The sequence below is a fragment of the Sphingomonas sp. SORGH_AS_0950 genome (genome assembly GCF_030818415.1).
In the GTDB taxonomy this organism is placed as follows: domain Bacteria; phylum Pseudomonadota; class Alphaproteobacteria; order Sphingomonadales; family Sphingomonadaceae; genus Sphingomonas.
The window spans coordinates 821,768-835,821 of sequence record NZ_JAUTAE010000001.1 but is presented as its reverse complement, the minus strand read 5'-3'; the positions used below and the strand labels follow the sequence as shown (position 1 = coordinate 835,821).

12 protein-coding genes are annotated in these 14,054 nt (G+C 68.0%); 5 read left to right on the top strand and 7 right to left on the bottom strand.

All coding sequences use genetic code 11. The features are described 5' to 3' along the window. Positions 1-4: 4 nt before the first annotated feature. Entirely contained in the window at positions 5-175 is a 171-nt protein-coding gene (locus QE385_RS03430) for a bacterioferritin-associated ferredoxin (protein WP_307099098.1), read from the bottom strand. Positions 176-257: 82 nt separating this feature from the next. Then, positions 258-1,496 carry a DUF418 domain-containing protein gene (locus QE385_RS03425; protein WP_307099097.1) on the bottom strand — a complete coding sequence of 413 codons (1,239 nt, stop codon included), beginning with the start codon at positions 1,494-1,496 and terminating at the stop codon, positions 258-260. An 82-nt stretch (positions 1,497-1,578) separates the two neighbouring features. Between QE385_RS03425 and nhaA the strand changes: the two genes are divergently transcribed. Further along, on the top strand, positions 1,579-2,985 hold the full coding sequence (nhaA, locus tag QE385_RS03420; RefSeq protein ID WP_307099096.1) for a Na+/H+ antiporter NhaA: 1,407 nt from the start codon (positions 1,579-1,581) through the stop codon (positions 2,983-2,985). Here nhaA and purL read toward each other — a convergent pair. Next, on the bottom strand, positions 2,982-5,207 hold the full coding sequence (gene purL, locus QE385_RS03415; RefSeq protein ID WP_307099093.1) for a phosphoribosylformylglycinamidine synthase subunit PurL: 2,226 nt from the start codon (positions 5,205-5,207) through the stop codon (positions 2,982-2,984). The two genes, nhaA and purL, sit on opposite strands and share 4 nt — an antisense overlap. A 98-nt stretch (positions 5,208-5,305) precedes the next feature. Between purL and QE385_RS03410 the strand changes: the two genes are divergently transcribed. Beyond that, positions 5,306-6,247, top strand: coding sequence for a hypothetical protein (locus tag QE385_RS03410; protein ID WP_307099091.1), 942 nt, complete (start codon positions 5,306-5,308; stop codon positions 6,245-6,247). Here QE385_RS03410 and QE385_RS03405 read toward each other — a convergent pair. After that, on the bottom strand, positions 6,244-7,755 hold the full coding sequence (locus QE385_RS03405; protein WP_307099089.1) for an AarF/ABC1/UbiB kinase family protein: 1,512 nt from the start codon (positions 7,753-7,755) through the stop codon (positions 6,244-6,246). The two genes, QE385_RS03410 and QE385_RS03405, sit on opposite strands and share 4 nt — an antisense overlap. A 7-nt stretch (positions 7,756-7,762) precedes the next feature. Next, positions 7,763-8,590, bottom strand: coding sequence for a type I methionyl aminopeptidase (map, locus tag QE385_RS03400; RefSeq protein ID WP_307104535.1), 828 nt, complete (start codon positions 8,588-8,590; stop codon positions 7,763-7,765). Positions 8,591-8,641: 51 nt separating this feature from the next. Between map and QE385_RS03395 the strand changes: the two genes are divergently transcribed. The 3 genes from QE385_RS03395 (at position 8,642) to QE385_RS03385 (ending at position 11,048) form a co-directional block, all read left to right on the top strand. Further along, positions 8,642-9,412, top strand: coding sequence for a molybdopterin-binding protein (locus QE385_RS03395; RefSeq protein WP_307099088.1), 771 nt, complete (start codon positions 8,642-8,644; stop codon positions 9,410-9,412). 16 nt (positions 9,413-9,428) lie between these two features. Next, positions 9,429-10,412, top strand: coding sequence for an NAD-dependent epimerase/dehydratase family protein (locus tag QE385_RS03390; protein ID WP_307099086.1), 984 nt, complete (start codon positions 9,429-9,431; stop codon positions 10,410-10,412). A 132-nt stretch (positions 10,413-10,544) separates the two neighbouring features. Beyond that, entirely contained in the window at positions 10,545-11,048 is a 504-nt protein-coding gene (locus tag QE385_RS03385; RefSeq protein WP_307099084.1) for a hypothetical protein, read from the top strand. A gap of 1 nt (position 11,049) precedes the next feature. Here QE385_RS03385 and QE385_RS03380 read toward each other — a convergent pair whose 3' ends face one another. Next, the gene (locus QE385_RS03380) at positions 11,050-12,417 is read right to left on the bottom strand and encodes a cellulase family glycosylhydrolase (RefSeq protein ID WP_307099082.1); all 1,368 of its coding nucleotides are present in this window, start codon (positions 12,415-12,417) and stop codon (positions 11,050-11,052) included. 53 nt (positions 12,418-12,470) lie between these two features. Next, positions 12,471-13,859 (bottom strand): exopolysaccharide biosynthesis polyprenyl glycosylphosphotransferase, encoded by a 1,389-nt coding sequence (locus QE385_RS03375; protein ID WP_307099079.1) that lies wholly within the window; start codon positions 13,857-13,859, stop codon positions 12,471-12,473. Positions 13,860-14,054: the final 195 nt, after the last annotated feature.

Genomic DNA, 14,054 nt, shown 5'->3' with positions numbered 1-14,054 from the left:
CGCGTCAGGCGGCGGTGCGTTCCTCGTCGATGATCGCGCGGGCCAGGATAGCGCACTGTCCGCATTTGGGCTGGCGGCCCAGCGCGCGATACATCTGGCAGGGGGTGACCGATCCCGCACGGGCCGCGTCGCGGACCTGGGATTCCCGAATGGCATTACAGACGCAGACGACCAAGACCATCTCCCTGAGAAGCACTGCCTTCGTAGCGCTAATGAGAGTGGATCGCAAGGCTCTTGCAACTCGTTTGCAGAAAAAGTCAGTGGCGTTGCGGGTGCCCGCGCGTCGCCAGACGCCACAATTTCTCCAGCGGCCCCTGACCGAAACGGTCGAGCCAGGGCTTGGACCAGAGCAGCATCAGCCCCCACATCGGCGGAACCAGCAGATAGATGGCCGCCCGGTCCCAGCGGGCGAACTGCCCCAGGCCATGGCCGTAAAAGATGAAGGTCATCACGAGGCTGGTCGCGATATAATTGGTGAACGCCATCCGCCCCGCCGCCGCGATCCGGGTCGTCCACCACCCGCCGGGGCGCAGCAGCAGGAGGATCAGCGCGGCATAGCCGACCGTCCCGATCAGCCGGAAGGGCACGTTCAGGCACAATTCCGCCAGCGACACCGCGCGAACATCGAAGCCGCTCGCCATGGTGACGATCGCCATGGCGGCATAGGCGGGCAGCGACAGCGCCATCGCGACGATCGTCCAGCGGCGATAGCGGGCGCGCGGCCAGGCCCCGGTCAGGAAACCCGATTTCAGCGCCGCCATGCCGATCAGCATCGCGCTCAACGTATCGGGCCCGATCGTCATCAGGTCGAACAGCGGGTCGCCATTATTGTCCAGGCGAAAGGCGGTGGCGGCGCTCCATGGCCCGCGCATCGCGGCGATCTCCGGCGCCAGCGCGGCCGCGCCGGGCGTGCCGAACGCGACTTGATAGGCATTCCACAGCGCGACCGCCTGGGGCGTGTGGCGGGCCGAGGCGGCCAGCAGGCTCGCACAGTCCAGCCAGCCGAGCAGCATCGACAGCCCCGCCATGAGCAGCGCGGCGATGCACAGCCGTCGCACCGACAGCCCGACAAAGGCCAGCGCGACGACCCCGACCAGCGCGTAATGCACCAATATGTCGCCGGTCCAGATGAAGGTCCGGTGGATCATGCCGAGCACGAACAACACCCCCATCCGCCGCAGGTGCAGCGACGCGCCGTTCAGCCCGGCCTGGTCGGCGCGCTGGAGGATCAGCAGCGTGGAGGCGCCGAACAGCAGCGAGAACAGCCCGCGCATTCGCCCGTTGACGAAGATCTCGGTCAACAGCCAGACCGCGATGTCGCCCGGTCCCGCATCGCCCCACGCCGCGGGATTGGAATAGGCCGGGTCGGGCAGCGCGAAGCCCGGCATGTTGGCGATCAGGATCGCCATAACCGCCACCCCGCGCAATGCATCGAGGGTCAACAGCCGCCCGCGATCGGTGGTCATGGCGGGCGAAAGGGGGGCGGGATCGGACAAGCACGGGCTCCGTTGCGGCCTGTCGGATTAGCTGGCGGCGCGCCGGATGCAACTGCCGGCGACCGCGAAGCATTGGCCTGGGATGGGATTATCGCCTCGCCTGACCGGACGCGCCTCCGCCCGCGCGCATCATTCGCCGCTGGCCTCGGCGTTCCTCCGCCGGGTCGAGCCGTTCTTCGCGGGAAGCGAGGTCACGGGCGGCCCGTTGCTGATCGCCACCATCCTGGCGCTGGTCCTGACCAATATCGGCACCGCTCACGCCTATGAGCGGTTCTGGGACATGCCGGTCCGCATCGCCTTTGGCGACCGGGCGGTGTCGCATCGGCTGGCCGAATGGATAGACCATGCGCTGCTGCCGCTGTTCTTCGTCATCGTCGGCGCCGATGTGAAGCGCGAGCTGGTCGACGGGGCCCTGTCGCAATGGCGAAGCGCGGCCTTCCCGCTGGCGGGGGCGATCGGGGGCATGGCGGTGCCGATCGGCCTGTATCTGCTGGTGGCGGGCGGGGGCGCGGCCCAGCCGGGCTGGGGCACGGTAATCACCACCGATACCGCCTTCGGCCTGGCCCTGATCGCGCTGTTCGCGACCAGCCTGCCGGTCGGGCTGCGCGCGCTGATGCTGGCATTCGCGGCGGTGGACGATGTCGGCGGGCTGCTGGTCATCGCCTTTGCCTATAGCGATGCGATCGACCCGATCGGATTGGTCGTGGCGGGCGCGGCCCTGGCGGGGATCGTCGGGCTGCGACGGATCGGCTGGGTGTCCTCGGTGCCTTATGTCCTGCTCGCGCTGATCGTCTGGGGCGGCGTGCTCGAGTCGGGCATTCACGCGACCATCGCGGGCGTGCTGATCGGCCTGACCGTACCGGTCGCGCCGCGACTGGCCCAGGCGGCCTTTGCCGAGCGGGTCCAGCGCCGGGTGGACGAGTTCAAACATGCCCATGGCGCCGCCGAGCGTGCGGAGGATGACGAGGAGGAGCATCAACAGCGCGAGCGCGCCGAGGAGCGGCTGGGCTATCTTCAGGAAATGGCGTCGGCGACCCGCGTCGCCAGCAGCCGGTTGATCGAGGTGCTGACGCCCTGGGTCAATTATGTCGTGCTGCCGCTGTTCGCGCTGTCCAATGTCCGCATCCATCTGTCGGGCGATCTGCTGGCGATGGTGGCCAGCCCGCTCGTCATCGGCGTGGTGCTGGGGCTGGTCGTGGGCAAGCCGCTGGGGTTTCTGGGCTTTACCTGGGCGGCCAGCGCGATCGGCCTGGCGCGGCGTCCCGATCGGGTGACGTGGCGGATGGTGACCGGGGTAGGGGCGCTGGCCGGGATCGGCTTTACCATCTCGCTGTTCATCGCCGGGCTGGCCTTTGGCGATGGCGAGATGCGCGAGGCGGCGTCGCTGGGGGTGCTGATCGCCTCGATCCTGGCGGCCGCGATCGGCTATGCGATCCTTCGCTCCTGCACGGGGCCCCGACCCATGGCCGGGACCCCGCCGGAACCTTAGGCGAGGGCCGCGTCGGCGCCCATCAGCGCCGGGAAGAAGCCCTCATGCGCGCGGCGCAGATCGTCCAGCGCGACGACGAAATCGCCATCCTCGCGCTCGAAGATCAGGCGGCTGCCCGCCGTGCGGCCGATCCGCTCGACCTCGACCCCGGCCTGATGCGCGTTCGCCAGGAAGTCGACCAGCGCGGTATCCTCGACCGTGGCGATATAGAGGCCCTGATCCTCGGCGAAGAGCTGGCGGCAGGCCTCGCCCGTCTCCGGGAACTGGATCAGCGCGCCGATATTGCCCGCCAGCGCCATTTCCGCGACCGTCACCGCGATGCCGCCGTCCGACACGTCGTGCACGGCGGTCAGATGGCCTGCGGTGATCGACTCGCGGACCAGATCGCCGGTGCGGCGCTCGGCATCCAGGTCGATCGACGGCGGCGGACCCGCGTCGCGGCCCTCCAGACCATGGACCTCGCGCAGCCAGAGCGACTGGCCGATCTCACCCTTGGGCGTGCCGATCAGGACGATGACGTCGCCGGTGCCCTTGAACGCCACCGTCGCCGACTTGGACCAGTCGGCCATCAGGCCGACGCCGCCGATCGCCGGGGTCGGCAGGATCGCCGAGCCGCCGCCGGTCGCCTTCGACTCGTTGTAGAGCGAGACGTTGCCCGACACGATCGGGTAGTCGAGCGCGCGGCAGGCCTGGCTCATGCCCTCGAGGCAGCCGACGATCTGCCCCATGATCTCGGGGCGCTGGGGATTGGCGAAGTTGAGGCAGTTGGTGATGGCGAGCGGCTTGGCGCCGACCGCCGTGATGTTGCGCCACGTCTCGACCACCGCCTGCATGCCGCCAGTCACGGGATCGGCATAGCAATAGCGCGGCGTGCAGTCGGTGCTCATCGCGAGCCCCTTCTGCGTGCCATGGACGCGGACGACGGCGGCGTCGCCACCCGGGCGCTGCACCGTGTCGCCGCCGACCATATGGTCATACTGCTCCCAGATCCACCGGCGCGAGGCGATGTCGGGCGAGCCCATCAGCTTGAGCAGGTCCGCCGCCGGGTCCTGGCAGCCGGGCGAGGCGATCGCGGCGGGAACCTCGGTCGGGACATGCGGACGGTCGTAGAGCGGCGCGTCGTCGGCCAGCGGCGCGAGCGGGATGTCGCAGACGATCTCGCCCTTGTGGCGCAGGACCATGCGGCCCGTCTCGGTGACATGGCCGATGACCGCGAAGTCGAGTTCCCACTTGCGGAAGATGGCTTCGGCGAACGCCTCGCGACCGGGCTTCAGGACCATGAGCATCCGCTCCTGGCTCTCCGACAGCATCATTTCATAGGCCGTCATGCCCTCTTCGCGCTGGGGCACGTCGTCCATGATCAGCTCGATGCCGACGCCGCCCTTGGACGCCATCTCGACCGACGACGAGGTCAGGCCCGCCGCGCCCATGTCCTGGATCGCGACGATCGCGTCCGAGGCCATGAGTTCGAGGCACGCCTCGATCAGCAGCTTTTCGGTGAAGGGGTCGCCGACCTGCACGGTCGGGCGCTTGGCCTCCGCATCCTCGCCGAAATCGGCCGAGGCCATGGTCGCGCCGTGGATGCCGTCGCGGCCGGTCTTCGACCCGACATAGACGATCGGATTGCCGACGCCGCTCGCGGCCGAATAGAAGATCTTGTCCTGATCGGCGACGCCCACGGTCATCGCATTGACCAGGATATTGCCGTCATAGGCCGGGTGGAAGTTCACTTCGCCGCCGACCGTCGGCACGCCGACGCAATTGCCATAGCCGCCGATGCCGTGCACCACGCCCGAGATCAGGTGGCGCATCTTGGGGTGATCGGGCCGCCCGAAGCGCAGCGCGTTCAGGTTCGCGACCGGCCGCGCGCCCATGGTGAACACGTCGCGCAGGATGCCGCCCACGCCCGTCGCCGCACCCTGATAGGGTTCGATGTACGAGGGGTGGTTGTGGCTCTCCATCTTGAAGATCGCGGCCTGGCCGTCGCCGATGTCGATGACGCCCGCATTCTCACCGGGGCCGCAGATCACCTGGGGCCCTTCGGTGGGCAGCTTCTTCAGGTGGATGCGGCTGGACTTGTAGCTGCAATGCTCGGACCACATGACCGAGAAGATGCCGAGCTCCACGAGATTGGGCTCGCGGCCCAGCGCGTTCAGCACGCGCTGATATTCTTCTTCGGACAGGCCGTGGTCGGCGACGATCTGGGGCGTGATCTCGGTCATGGCCCGCGCCTTTAGCGAGGTGTCGCGGGTTCGTCACTATCGCTGTGTCGAATGATGTGCTGCTATCCGGTGGGACCAATTGCGGGGGGCGGGATCCGATGATCCTATCGATGCTGATGGGCGCGGCGCTGGCGGGGGCGCAACTGCCGCCCCGACCCGAGCGGGCGATGCTGGCGGAGGTTCAGGGCCTCTATCGCGGGGCGGGGGATCGGCTGTGGCCGGGATTCGGCAAGGTGCCGCTGGACCTGGTGCTGATCGGCGCGGATCGCGAGACCCTGTTCTGTCACGCGGCGGTCAAGGGCTTTGCGGACGCCGGGCGCGATCCGCTGACGAAGTGCCATCTACAGGTCAGGCCTCGCCGGCTGAGCCCCGATCTTGCGGCGGCATATCCCGTGTTTCCCGGCGGCGAGAGCATCGCGATCGGCTATCCCGCGACGCTGGAGATGAGTCCAGCCTATTGGAAAGCCACGATACTCCACGAGGCGTTCCACCTCTGTCAATCGCATTTGCCGGGCTATGCCCAGGCCGTGCAGGCTGTCGGCAGATCGCTGGGTTCGTCCGATGGCGGCTGGGTGCTGAACTATCCCTTTCCCTATGCCGATCCGAAGGTCGGGGAGGCCTTCCTCGCCATGGGGGAGGCGGGTCTCGCCTTTCTGACCGCCCGGTCAACCGAGCAGCGCCTTGCGGCCAGAAGGGCCTATGTAGCGGCGCGCGAGACGGCGCTGGCGCGGGTCAGCGCCGATGACCGGCTCTATTACGAATTTCAGGTCGGGCAGGAGGGCGTCGCACGCTGGACCGAACTGACGCTGGCGCGGCAGGGGGACGCCGCGATGCGCGCCGATGCGCTCGACCGCTGGACGGGGCTGGCGACGAGCCTGAGGGCGATTCGCGAGCAGGGTTTCAAGACGTGGAAGCGCAGCGCGCTCTATGCCTATGGCGCGATCGAGGCGGAGATGCTCGAACGCTCGGGCGTCGACTGGCGGCAGGCGTATCGCCGCCAGCCCTTCGGGCTTGGCGAACAACTGCGGCGGCTGGATTAACCCAGCCGCATCGCCACCGCGATCGCCACGCCCGACAGGGCCAGCGCGCCCGCGATCCAGCCCGCGCCGGTGCGGATCGCGGCCTCGACCCCGGTGGTCGAGACGGCGGGGGCCTCGCTTTCCAGCTTGCGGGTCGTCGCCCGGATCAGCCGGGGCAGGTCGTCGCCCAGCCGGTCCAGTTCCAGCGCCAGCGCCGCCGCGCGCCGCGTCCAGCGCTCGGGCGACAGCCGCGCCTCGACGATCCGGGCGCTTGCCCTGCGCAGCGCGGCGGACAGGTCGAAATCGGGCTCAATGCCGCTCAACACGCCGTCGATGGTGATCAGCGCCTTGAACAGCAGCAGCATGTCGGGTTGCAGGACGATCCGTTCTTCGCGAAGCACGGGGAAGATATCGGCCAGGATCGCCGCCAGCCGCAACGCGCCGCCGCCATGCCGCGCGACCAGCCGGTCGGCAACCGCCTGGAACCGTTCGGGCGCGATATCATCGGTTTGCGACCAGTGTCTCAGCGTTTCGGCGAGCAAGGTCGGGTCGCTGTTCGCGATCGACTGGGTAAAGGCGATCACCTCTTCGCGGCGACGCGGGCTGACATGGCCGATCAGGCCCAGGTCGAGCAGCGCGATGCGGTTGCCCGGCAGGCAGAGGAGGTTGCCCGGATGCGGGTCGCCGTGAAAACGCCCGTTGATCAGCGTCATGTCGAGCACGATGTCCGCCCCCGCCGAGGCGATGGCGGCAGGATCGATCCCCGCCGCTTCCAGCGTCGCGGCGTTGCGCGGCGGCACGCCCGCGATGAAGTCCATCACCAGCAGCGTTTCCGAGCTGTGCGACCAGTGGATGAGCGGCACGACCACGCGCGGCTCGCCCGCGAAATCCTCGCGCAGCCGGTCGGCGTTGCGACCTTCGTTGGTGAAGTCCAGCTCTTCTAGGATGTCGCGGCCCAGCGCGCGAATCATCCGCATCGCGCCGTATCGACGCGCCTCGGCATTGGCCGCCTCGACCATCGCGGCGATCTGGGTCAGCAGGCGAAGGTCGGCCTCCATGATGGCGCGGATGCCGGGACGGCGGATCTTCAGGACGACCTCGGTCCCGTCGTGGAGCGCCGCGCGGTGGACCTGCGCGATCGACGCGGCGGCCAGCGGTTCGGGATCGAACCGGGCAAAGGCGCTCTCGGGCGGCTCGCCCAGCGCCGCCTCGACCTGATCGCGCAACTGCGGAAAGGGGAGGCGCGGCGCCTCGCTATGCAGCTTTTCGAGTTCGGCGATCCAGTCGGGCGGCAACAGGTCGGCGCGGGTGGCGAGGATCTGGCCCAGCTTGACCCAGACCGGGCCCAGCGCCTCCATGGCGGCGCGCGTCCTGGCGGGCAGGTCGAAGGGCAGGGCATCCGGGCCCCGCCGCGCCGAGTCGAGCCCGATGTGCGCCAGCAACACGTCCAACCCGAAGCGCGAGGCGGTGGCGATCACCTCGGCCAGACGGGCGCGGTCGCGTGCCGCAACCCGGATCGCGCCCAGCATGACCGGCTCAGCTATAAGGCGGCTGGGTGAAGCCCGCCGGGCTGAGCGTGAAGATCTCGCAGCCGTCTTCGGTGATGCCGATCGAATGCTCGAACTGTGCCGAGAGCGACCGGTCGCGCGTCACCGCCGTCCAGCCATCGTCGAGCAGCTTCACATCGGGGCGGCCGATATTGATCATCGGCTCGATGGTGAAGATCATGCCGGGCTTCAGCTCGGGGCCGGTGCCGGGGCGACCGACATGGACCACCTCGGGCGCGTCATGGAACAACAGGCCCAGGCCATGGCCGCAGAAATCGCGGACCACGCCGTAACGATGCTTCTCGGCATGGCGCTGGATGGCGTTGGCCACATCGCCCATATGGTTGCCGGGCCGGGCCTGCTCGATGCCCAGCATCAGGCATTCATAGGTGACCTCGACCAGCTTGCGCGCCTTCAGCGGCACGTCGCCGATCAGGTACATGCGGCTGGTGTCGCCATGCCAGCCATCGACGATCGGGGTCACGTCGACATTGACGATATCGCCCGACTTCAGCGTCTTTTCGGACGGAATGCCGTGGCAGACGACATGGTTGATCGAGATGCAGGTCGAATGGGTATAGCCGCGATAGCCCAGCGTCGCGGGCACGCCGCCGCGTTCCAGGATGAACTGGTGGATCAGCCGGTCGATCTCGGCGGTGGCGACGCCCGGCACCATATGGGGCACGAGCATGTCCAGCGTCTCGGCGGCCAGGCGGCCCGCCTTGTGCATGCCATCGAACGCCTCGCGGCCCCACAGCTTGATCGCGCCGGTCCGCCCCTCGGGCGCGTTGGCGGAAACGGTCACATATTCGGTCATGGCCGCGATATAGCGTGGCATCGCGGCTTTTGCGAGGCTATGTCCGGCACCATGCAAGCCGACCCCGCCTCCGAGCGTATCTGGACCGCCGCGCTGATCGTCATCGGCGACGAAATCCTCTCTGGCCGCACCCAGGACCGGAACATCGCGCAACTGGCGACATGGCTGAACGTGCAGGGCATCAGGCTGGCCGAGGTGCGGGTCGTCGCGGACCAGCCGGATGCCATCGCCGAGGCGGTCAACACGCTGCGCGCGCGCAACGACTATCTTTTCACCACCGGCGGGATCGGCCCGACGCATGACGACATCACCGTCGATTCGATCGCGGCGTCGCTGGGCGTGGCGGTGATCGAACATCCCGAGGCGCGGGCGATCCTGGAGGATTATTACACCACGCGCGGCGGCGTGACCCCGGCCCGCGCGCGAATGGCGCGGACGCCGGAGGGGGCCTCGCTGATCCCCAACCGCGTGTCGGGCGCGCCGGGCATCCGGATCGGCAATATCTTTATCATGGCGGGCGTGCCGCACATCACGGCGGGGATGCTCGATGCGCTGACCGGCACGCTGGAGGGCGGGCGGCCGGTCGTGTCGGGCACGGTCGGCTGCTGGGTGGGGGAGAGCGAGGTGGCCGATCTGCTCCGCGCGACCGAAAAGGCGCATGAGGGCGTCGCCATCGGCAGCTATCCCTTTTTCCGCGAAGGCCGGACCGGCGCCAATTTCGTCGTGCGCAGCCCCGACCCGGCGCTGATGGAGACGTGCCTGGCCGATCTGACCCGCGCGCTGGAGGCGACGGGGCGCGACGTGGTGCCGGGCGGCATCTGACCCGGTGGCGGCGGCAATGCGCGGGAACGCACCCATTCTCGTCACGGGCGTGGCCGGGTTCATCGGCCATGCCACCGCTCACCGGCTGCTCGACCGCGGCGAGACGGTGGTCGGTGTCGACATCGTCAACGATTATTACGACCCGGCGCTGAAGCAGGCCCGGCTCGCGACCTTCGAGGGGCGAGAGGGCTTCTCCTTCCACCGGATGGACGTGGCCGATGCCGAGGCGGTCGCCGGTCTGGTCCGCGAACGGGGCATCACCCGCGTCGTCCATCTCGCCGCGCAGGCGGGCGTGCGGTACAGCATCGCCAATCCCTTCGCCTATGAACGCTCCAACCTGGCCGGACATCTGGCGGTGATGGAGGCGTGTCGCCATGCGCCCGGCTTCGTCCATCTCGTCTATGCCTCGTCGAGTTCGGTCTATGGCGACAAGCCGATGGGCGGGCAGGGGTTTCGCGAGGACGAACCCGCCGCCAGCCCCGTCTCGCTCTATGCCGCGACCAAGCGCGCCTGCGAGTTGATGAGCCAGTCCTATGCCGCGCTTTATGGCTTTCCGCAGACGGGATTGCGGTTCTTCACCGTCTATGGCCCGTGGGGGCGGCCCGACATGGCCTATTTCTCGTTCACCGACCGGATCATGGCGGGCCAGCCGATTGAGGTTTACGGGGAAGGGCGGATGGCGCGCGACTTCACCTATATCGACGACATCGTCGACGGCATCATCGGCGCGCTTGACCGTCCGCCCGAGACGGGGGGACACCGCATATTGAATATCGGCGGCAGCCATCCGGTCGGCCTGATGGAGATGATCGCCACGCTGGAACGCGCGCTGGACCGCGAGGCGGTGAAGATCATGAAGCCGATGCAGCCGGGGGACGTGACGGCGACCTATGCCGATGTCTCGCGGCTCCACGCGCTGACCGGATATGCCCCGCGCGTCCGATTGCAGGAGGGACTCGGCCGCTTCGCCGACTGGTATCGCGGCTATTTCCGGGTCTGATCGATTGCCGGTCCGGCAGCATCCTGCCGAAATCCGGCAATGTCAGTGCCGATTTAAAGCATTTGGAAACGAATTTCGTCCTATACGCGCAACGGACCGTCGACGGGGCGGTGAGCGTGAGGAAGAGATAGCGTGGGCATCCCCGAGAATATCGCGTGGCAGGACCCGACCGAGCGTCGCGAGGACGTCCGCGTGCCGATCCAGCGCGAAGGCACCGTCCGCGTCGCCGACGATGGCGATTCGCTGCCCATCCTGATCTCGAACCTCCATCGCGAGGGCTGTCGGATCGATGGCTCGGTAGAGCTTTCGGTCAACCAGACCGTGATGATCGGCATTCCCGGCATCGGCCTGCGTGAAGCGCGGGTGAAATGGAAGAATGACGGGGCATATGGCGCCTGTTTCCTCCGCCCGCTGCCTGTGGGCAGCGTCGGCTCGGCGCTGGCCGACAATGTTCACCCGCTGGCAGGGACGCCGTCGCCCGTGTCGCATGCCCAGGTCCGCATCATGCCGATCGCCAGCCGTGGCGAATCGGTCGAGGAAAAATGGTCGCCTCGAGTCCGTTTCGCGCTGTTCGTCGCGATGACCTTCGTCGGCGGCACGATGATGGTCTCGCTCGCCGATCTGCTGCTCAGCTGAGCTATTGCCGTTCGAAGCGCGGCGCGGTCGCCTTAGCCGCGCCGAGTGCGATCACGACCGGACGATAGCCGACCGGCACCGCCGCGCCCTGACCCGCTTGCCCGCAGATCGGGCGATAGCGCACCGACCCGGAGAATTTCAGCACGAGCCGATCGTCCGGCGCGTCGGTCCAGACGATCATCTTCGAACCCTCCGCCCCGTCGACGCGCAGGGCGGTGATGCCCGGCTGCGACCGGTCCACCCGCCACGCCTTGCCCGCGGACGCCAGCGCCGTCGCCTCGCGCACCGCACAGGCGGCGGGCTTCGGGCGATAGTCATAGGTGTAGAGGCCGAAATTATCCTCCATCTCGCTCGGTCGCCGTCCCTGATCCTTCAGCTGATAGACCCAGACGCCGCCCATCCAGGGCGTCGCGGCCGACCATAGCAGGAATTGTGCGACATTGTCCGCCGCGCGCTCGGGCGTGATATCGCCGCAGGGGCCGCCCGTGGTGGTCGGCCAGCCCAGCTCGGTGACATAGATGGGCAGCGCATGGCCGTCGGTCGTCGGCAGCGCGCGGTGCAGCGCCTCGATCTGGCCGATCGCATCGGCGCCGGTCCGCTTCGCCACCGGCTCGCACTGGTTGTAATAATGGACCGACAGCGCACTCGCCCCGGCCAGCCCGCCATTGGCGGCGACCGAGCGGACCCAGGCCCAGCCCTTGTCCTCGCCCGCCGCGCCGACCAGGATCATGGCCTTGGGATCGACCGCGCGGATCGCGCGCGTCGCCTGGTTGGCGAGCCGGGCATAGTTGATGCCCGAACGCGGATCGTCGGCGGTGCCCGCCCCGCGCAGCATCCCGCGCTCGGGCGCGGCGTTCAGATTCCACTCGTTCCAGATTTCATAAAGCGGCTGGCGCGCTTCGGTGACGCGCACCGCGTCCTGGTTGAAGGCGGCAAAGGCACGCCGCGCCGTATCGGACACCGGCGCCTTGCCGCCATCGACGGCGGGGTGGGTATAGGTGAGGATCCACAGCGGCCGCGCGCGGGTGGCGGCAACCATCGCCTGTTGTCGGGGCGAGATGTCGCCGGGAACCGCCAGTCCCTTCTGCTTGAAGGCGACCCAGGGGATGTCGTCGCGGAACGAGGCGACGCCCAGCTCGTCGATCGCCTTGGCGGTGGGAGCGGGCTCATAGCCGAATTGGCCGCCGATGCCGAAATGCACGCCCACCCCGACGATCAGCGGCGTGGCGCGTCTGGTCAGCGGCCCATCGGGCAGCGTGCCCGCCGCCTGTCCGGAGCAGGCGGACTGGGTCGCGACCAGCAGGGTGGCGCAGGCCAGCACACGGCCGCCCAGCCGAACCAGCGATGCGGGGGATGATCGTCGTTTCACGTGGTGTCTCCCTCGTTGTCCAACGGCGCCCCCCGGCGCGACCGGCTTTCCCGTCAATAGGCGTTCTTGTGCACCAGAACCGCCGCCGTACGGAACAGGATCGAGATGTCCCGTGCCAGGCTCCAGCCGTGCAGATATTCCAGATCGGCGCGCAGGCGGTTCTTGAGGTCGACGTCGCGGTGCGTCGCGCCCCGGAAGCCACGCACCTGCGCCAGTCCGGTGATGCCGGGCTTCAGCGCGTGACGCTGCCAATATTGGCGGTCGACTTCCCAGAACAGCTGGTCCCCGGCGAGCGAGCCCAGCGCGTGCGGACGCGGGCCGACCAGGCTCATGTCGCCCAGCAGGACGTTCAGCAGCTGCGGCAGTTCGTCGATGCTGGTCTTGCGAATGAAGCCGCCGACGCGGGTGATCCGCTTGTCGTCGCGCGAGGCCGAGGTGTTGCCCTTGGCATCGCTGCTCTCGACCCGCATCGAGCGGAATTTCAGGATGTGGAAGATACGGTTGCCGCGCCCGATCCGTTCCTGCCGGAACAGCACGGGGCCCGGCGAGTCGAGCTTCACCGCCAGCGCGATCAGCAGCAGCATCGGGGTCAGCGCGATGACCAGCGGCACGGTGATCAGCAGATCGAGCATGCGCTTCTTGAACATGTCGCGATAGCTGAGCGGCCCCTGCGCCACGACCAAGGTCTGGCGCCCCTTGAAATCGGTCAGCCCCAGCACGCCGAGCGAGCCGAAGCCGGGGATCAGGATCTCGCCGTCCACCGCCGCGCCGCGCAGCAGCAGCGCCCAGTCATGCTGGCGATTGGGGGCGCAGCGGACGACCACGCGCTCATATTTCGCCAGCAGCTCGGCCAGGCGGTGGAGCATATAGGGGTTTTCGAGATCGGGCTCGACCCCGGCTTCCTTGGAGAAGACGGTGTCGCACAGCTGCGGCTCGGACCATTCCTCGCGCGTCATGTCGTCGACGATCAGCAGTTCGGCGACCAGCTTGGGCGCGGCGGTCGGGCGGACCATGATGACCAGCGTCATGCGCATCGCTGCCATGAAGACCGCGCTGCTCGCCATGCCGATCGCCAGCGCGACGCGCGACAGTTCGGGCCCGGCCTTGAAGAAGAAGATGAGCGTCATCGCCGCGAAGAAGGTGATCGCCAGCGGCGTCAGCGACCGGCGCAGCGAGATCGTCCCGCTGGTCAGCGCGTCGCGGCCATAGGCCTCGCTGTTGAACGCGATGATCAGGTAGATGGGCAGGATCGGATAGGCCAGGTCGATGCCGCTGAACGACAGCCACTGGCCGTCGCGGAACAGGCTGGCCACCAGAAAGCCCAGGCTGATCGCGATCACGTCGATCATCATCAGCGCGACATACAGCCGGATGCGGACGTTCCGCCGGTGGATAGCCCCGGCGAGCGACATTTCATCCGTCAGCGCTGTCGCGAAACTCATCGTATTCTGATTTCCCATAGCCGGCATAAGGACGCTCCGCCGCTGTCCAGGCATGTGATGGCTAGCCCGGTTCATCCGGGCCAGCAATCTGCTTTCGCACCTGCAACATAGCTGTTACGACCGTTCAACAGATTATGAGCACGGGGTACCGACAGCTCTCTGAAAACCCGGTCCGGGTCGTATCAAATGGAACCA

Excerpts from the sequence above, each read along its gene's own strand:
- QE385_RS03395 (WP_307099088.1), top strand. The coding sequence starts at position 8,642 with ATGCAAGCCGACCCCGCCTCCGAGCGTATCTGGACCGCCGCGCTGATC.
- QE385_RS03405 (WP_307099089.1), bottom strand. The coding sequence starts at position 7,755 with ATGCTGGGCGCGATCCGGGTTGCGGCACGCGACCGCGCCCGTCTGGCC.
- map (WP_307104535.1), bottom strand. The coding sequence starts at position 8,590 with ATGACCGAATATGTGACCGTTTCCGCCAACGCGCCCGAGGGGCGGACC.
- QE385_RS03390 (WP_307099086.1), top strand. The coding sequence starts at position 9,429 with ATGCGCGGGAACGCACCCATTCTCGTCACGGGCGTGGCCGGGTTCATC.
- purL (WP_307099093.1), bottom strand. The coding sequence starts at position 5,207 with ATGACCGAGATCACGCCCCAGATCGTCGCCGACCACGGCCTGTCCGAA.
- QE385_RS03375 (WP_307099079.1), bottom strand. The coding sequence starts at position 13,859 with ATGAGTTTCGCGACAGCGCTGACGGATGAAATGTCGCTCGCCGGGGCT.
- nhaA (WP_307099096.1), top strand. The coding sequence starts at position 1,579 with ATGGGATTATCGCCTCGCCTGACCGGACGCGCCTCCGCCCGCGCGCAT.
- QE385_RS03410 (WP_307099091.1), top strand. The coding sequence starts at position 5,306 with ATGATCCTATCGATGCTGATGGGCGCGGCGCTGGCGGGGGCGCAACTG.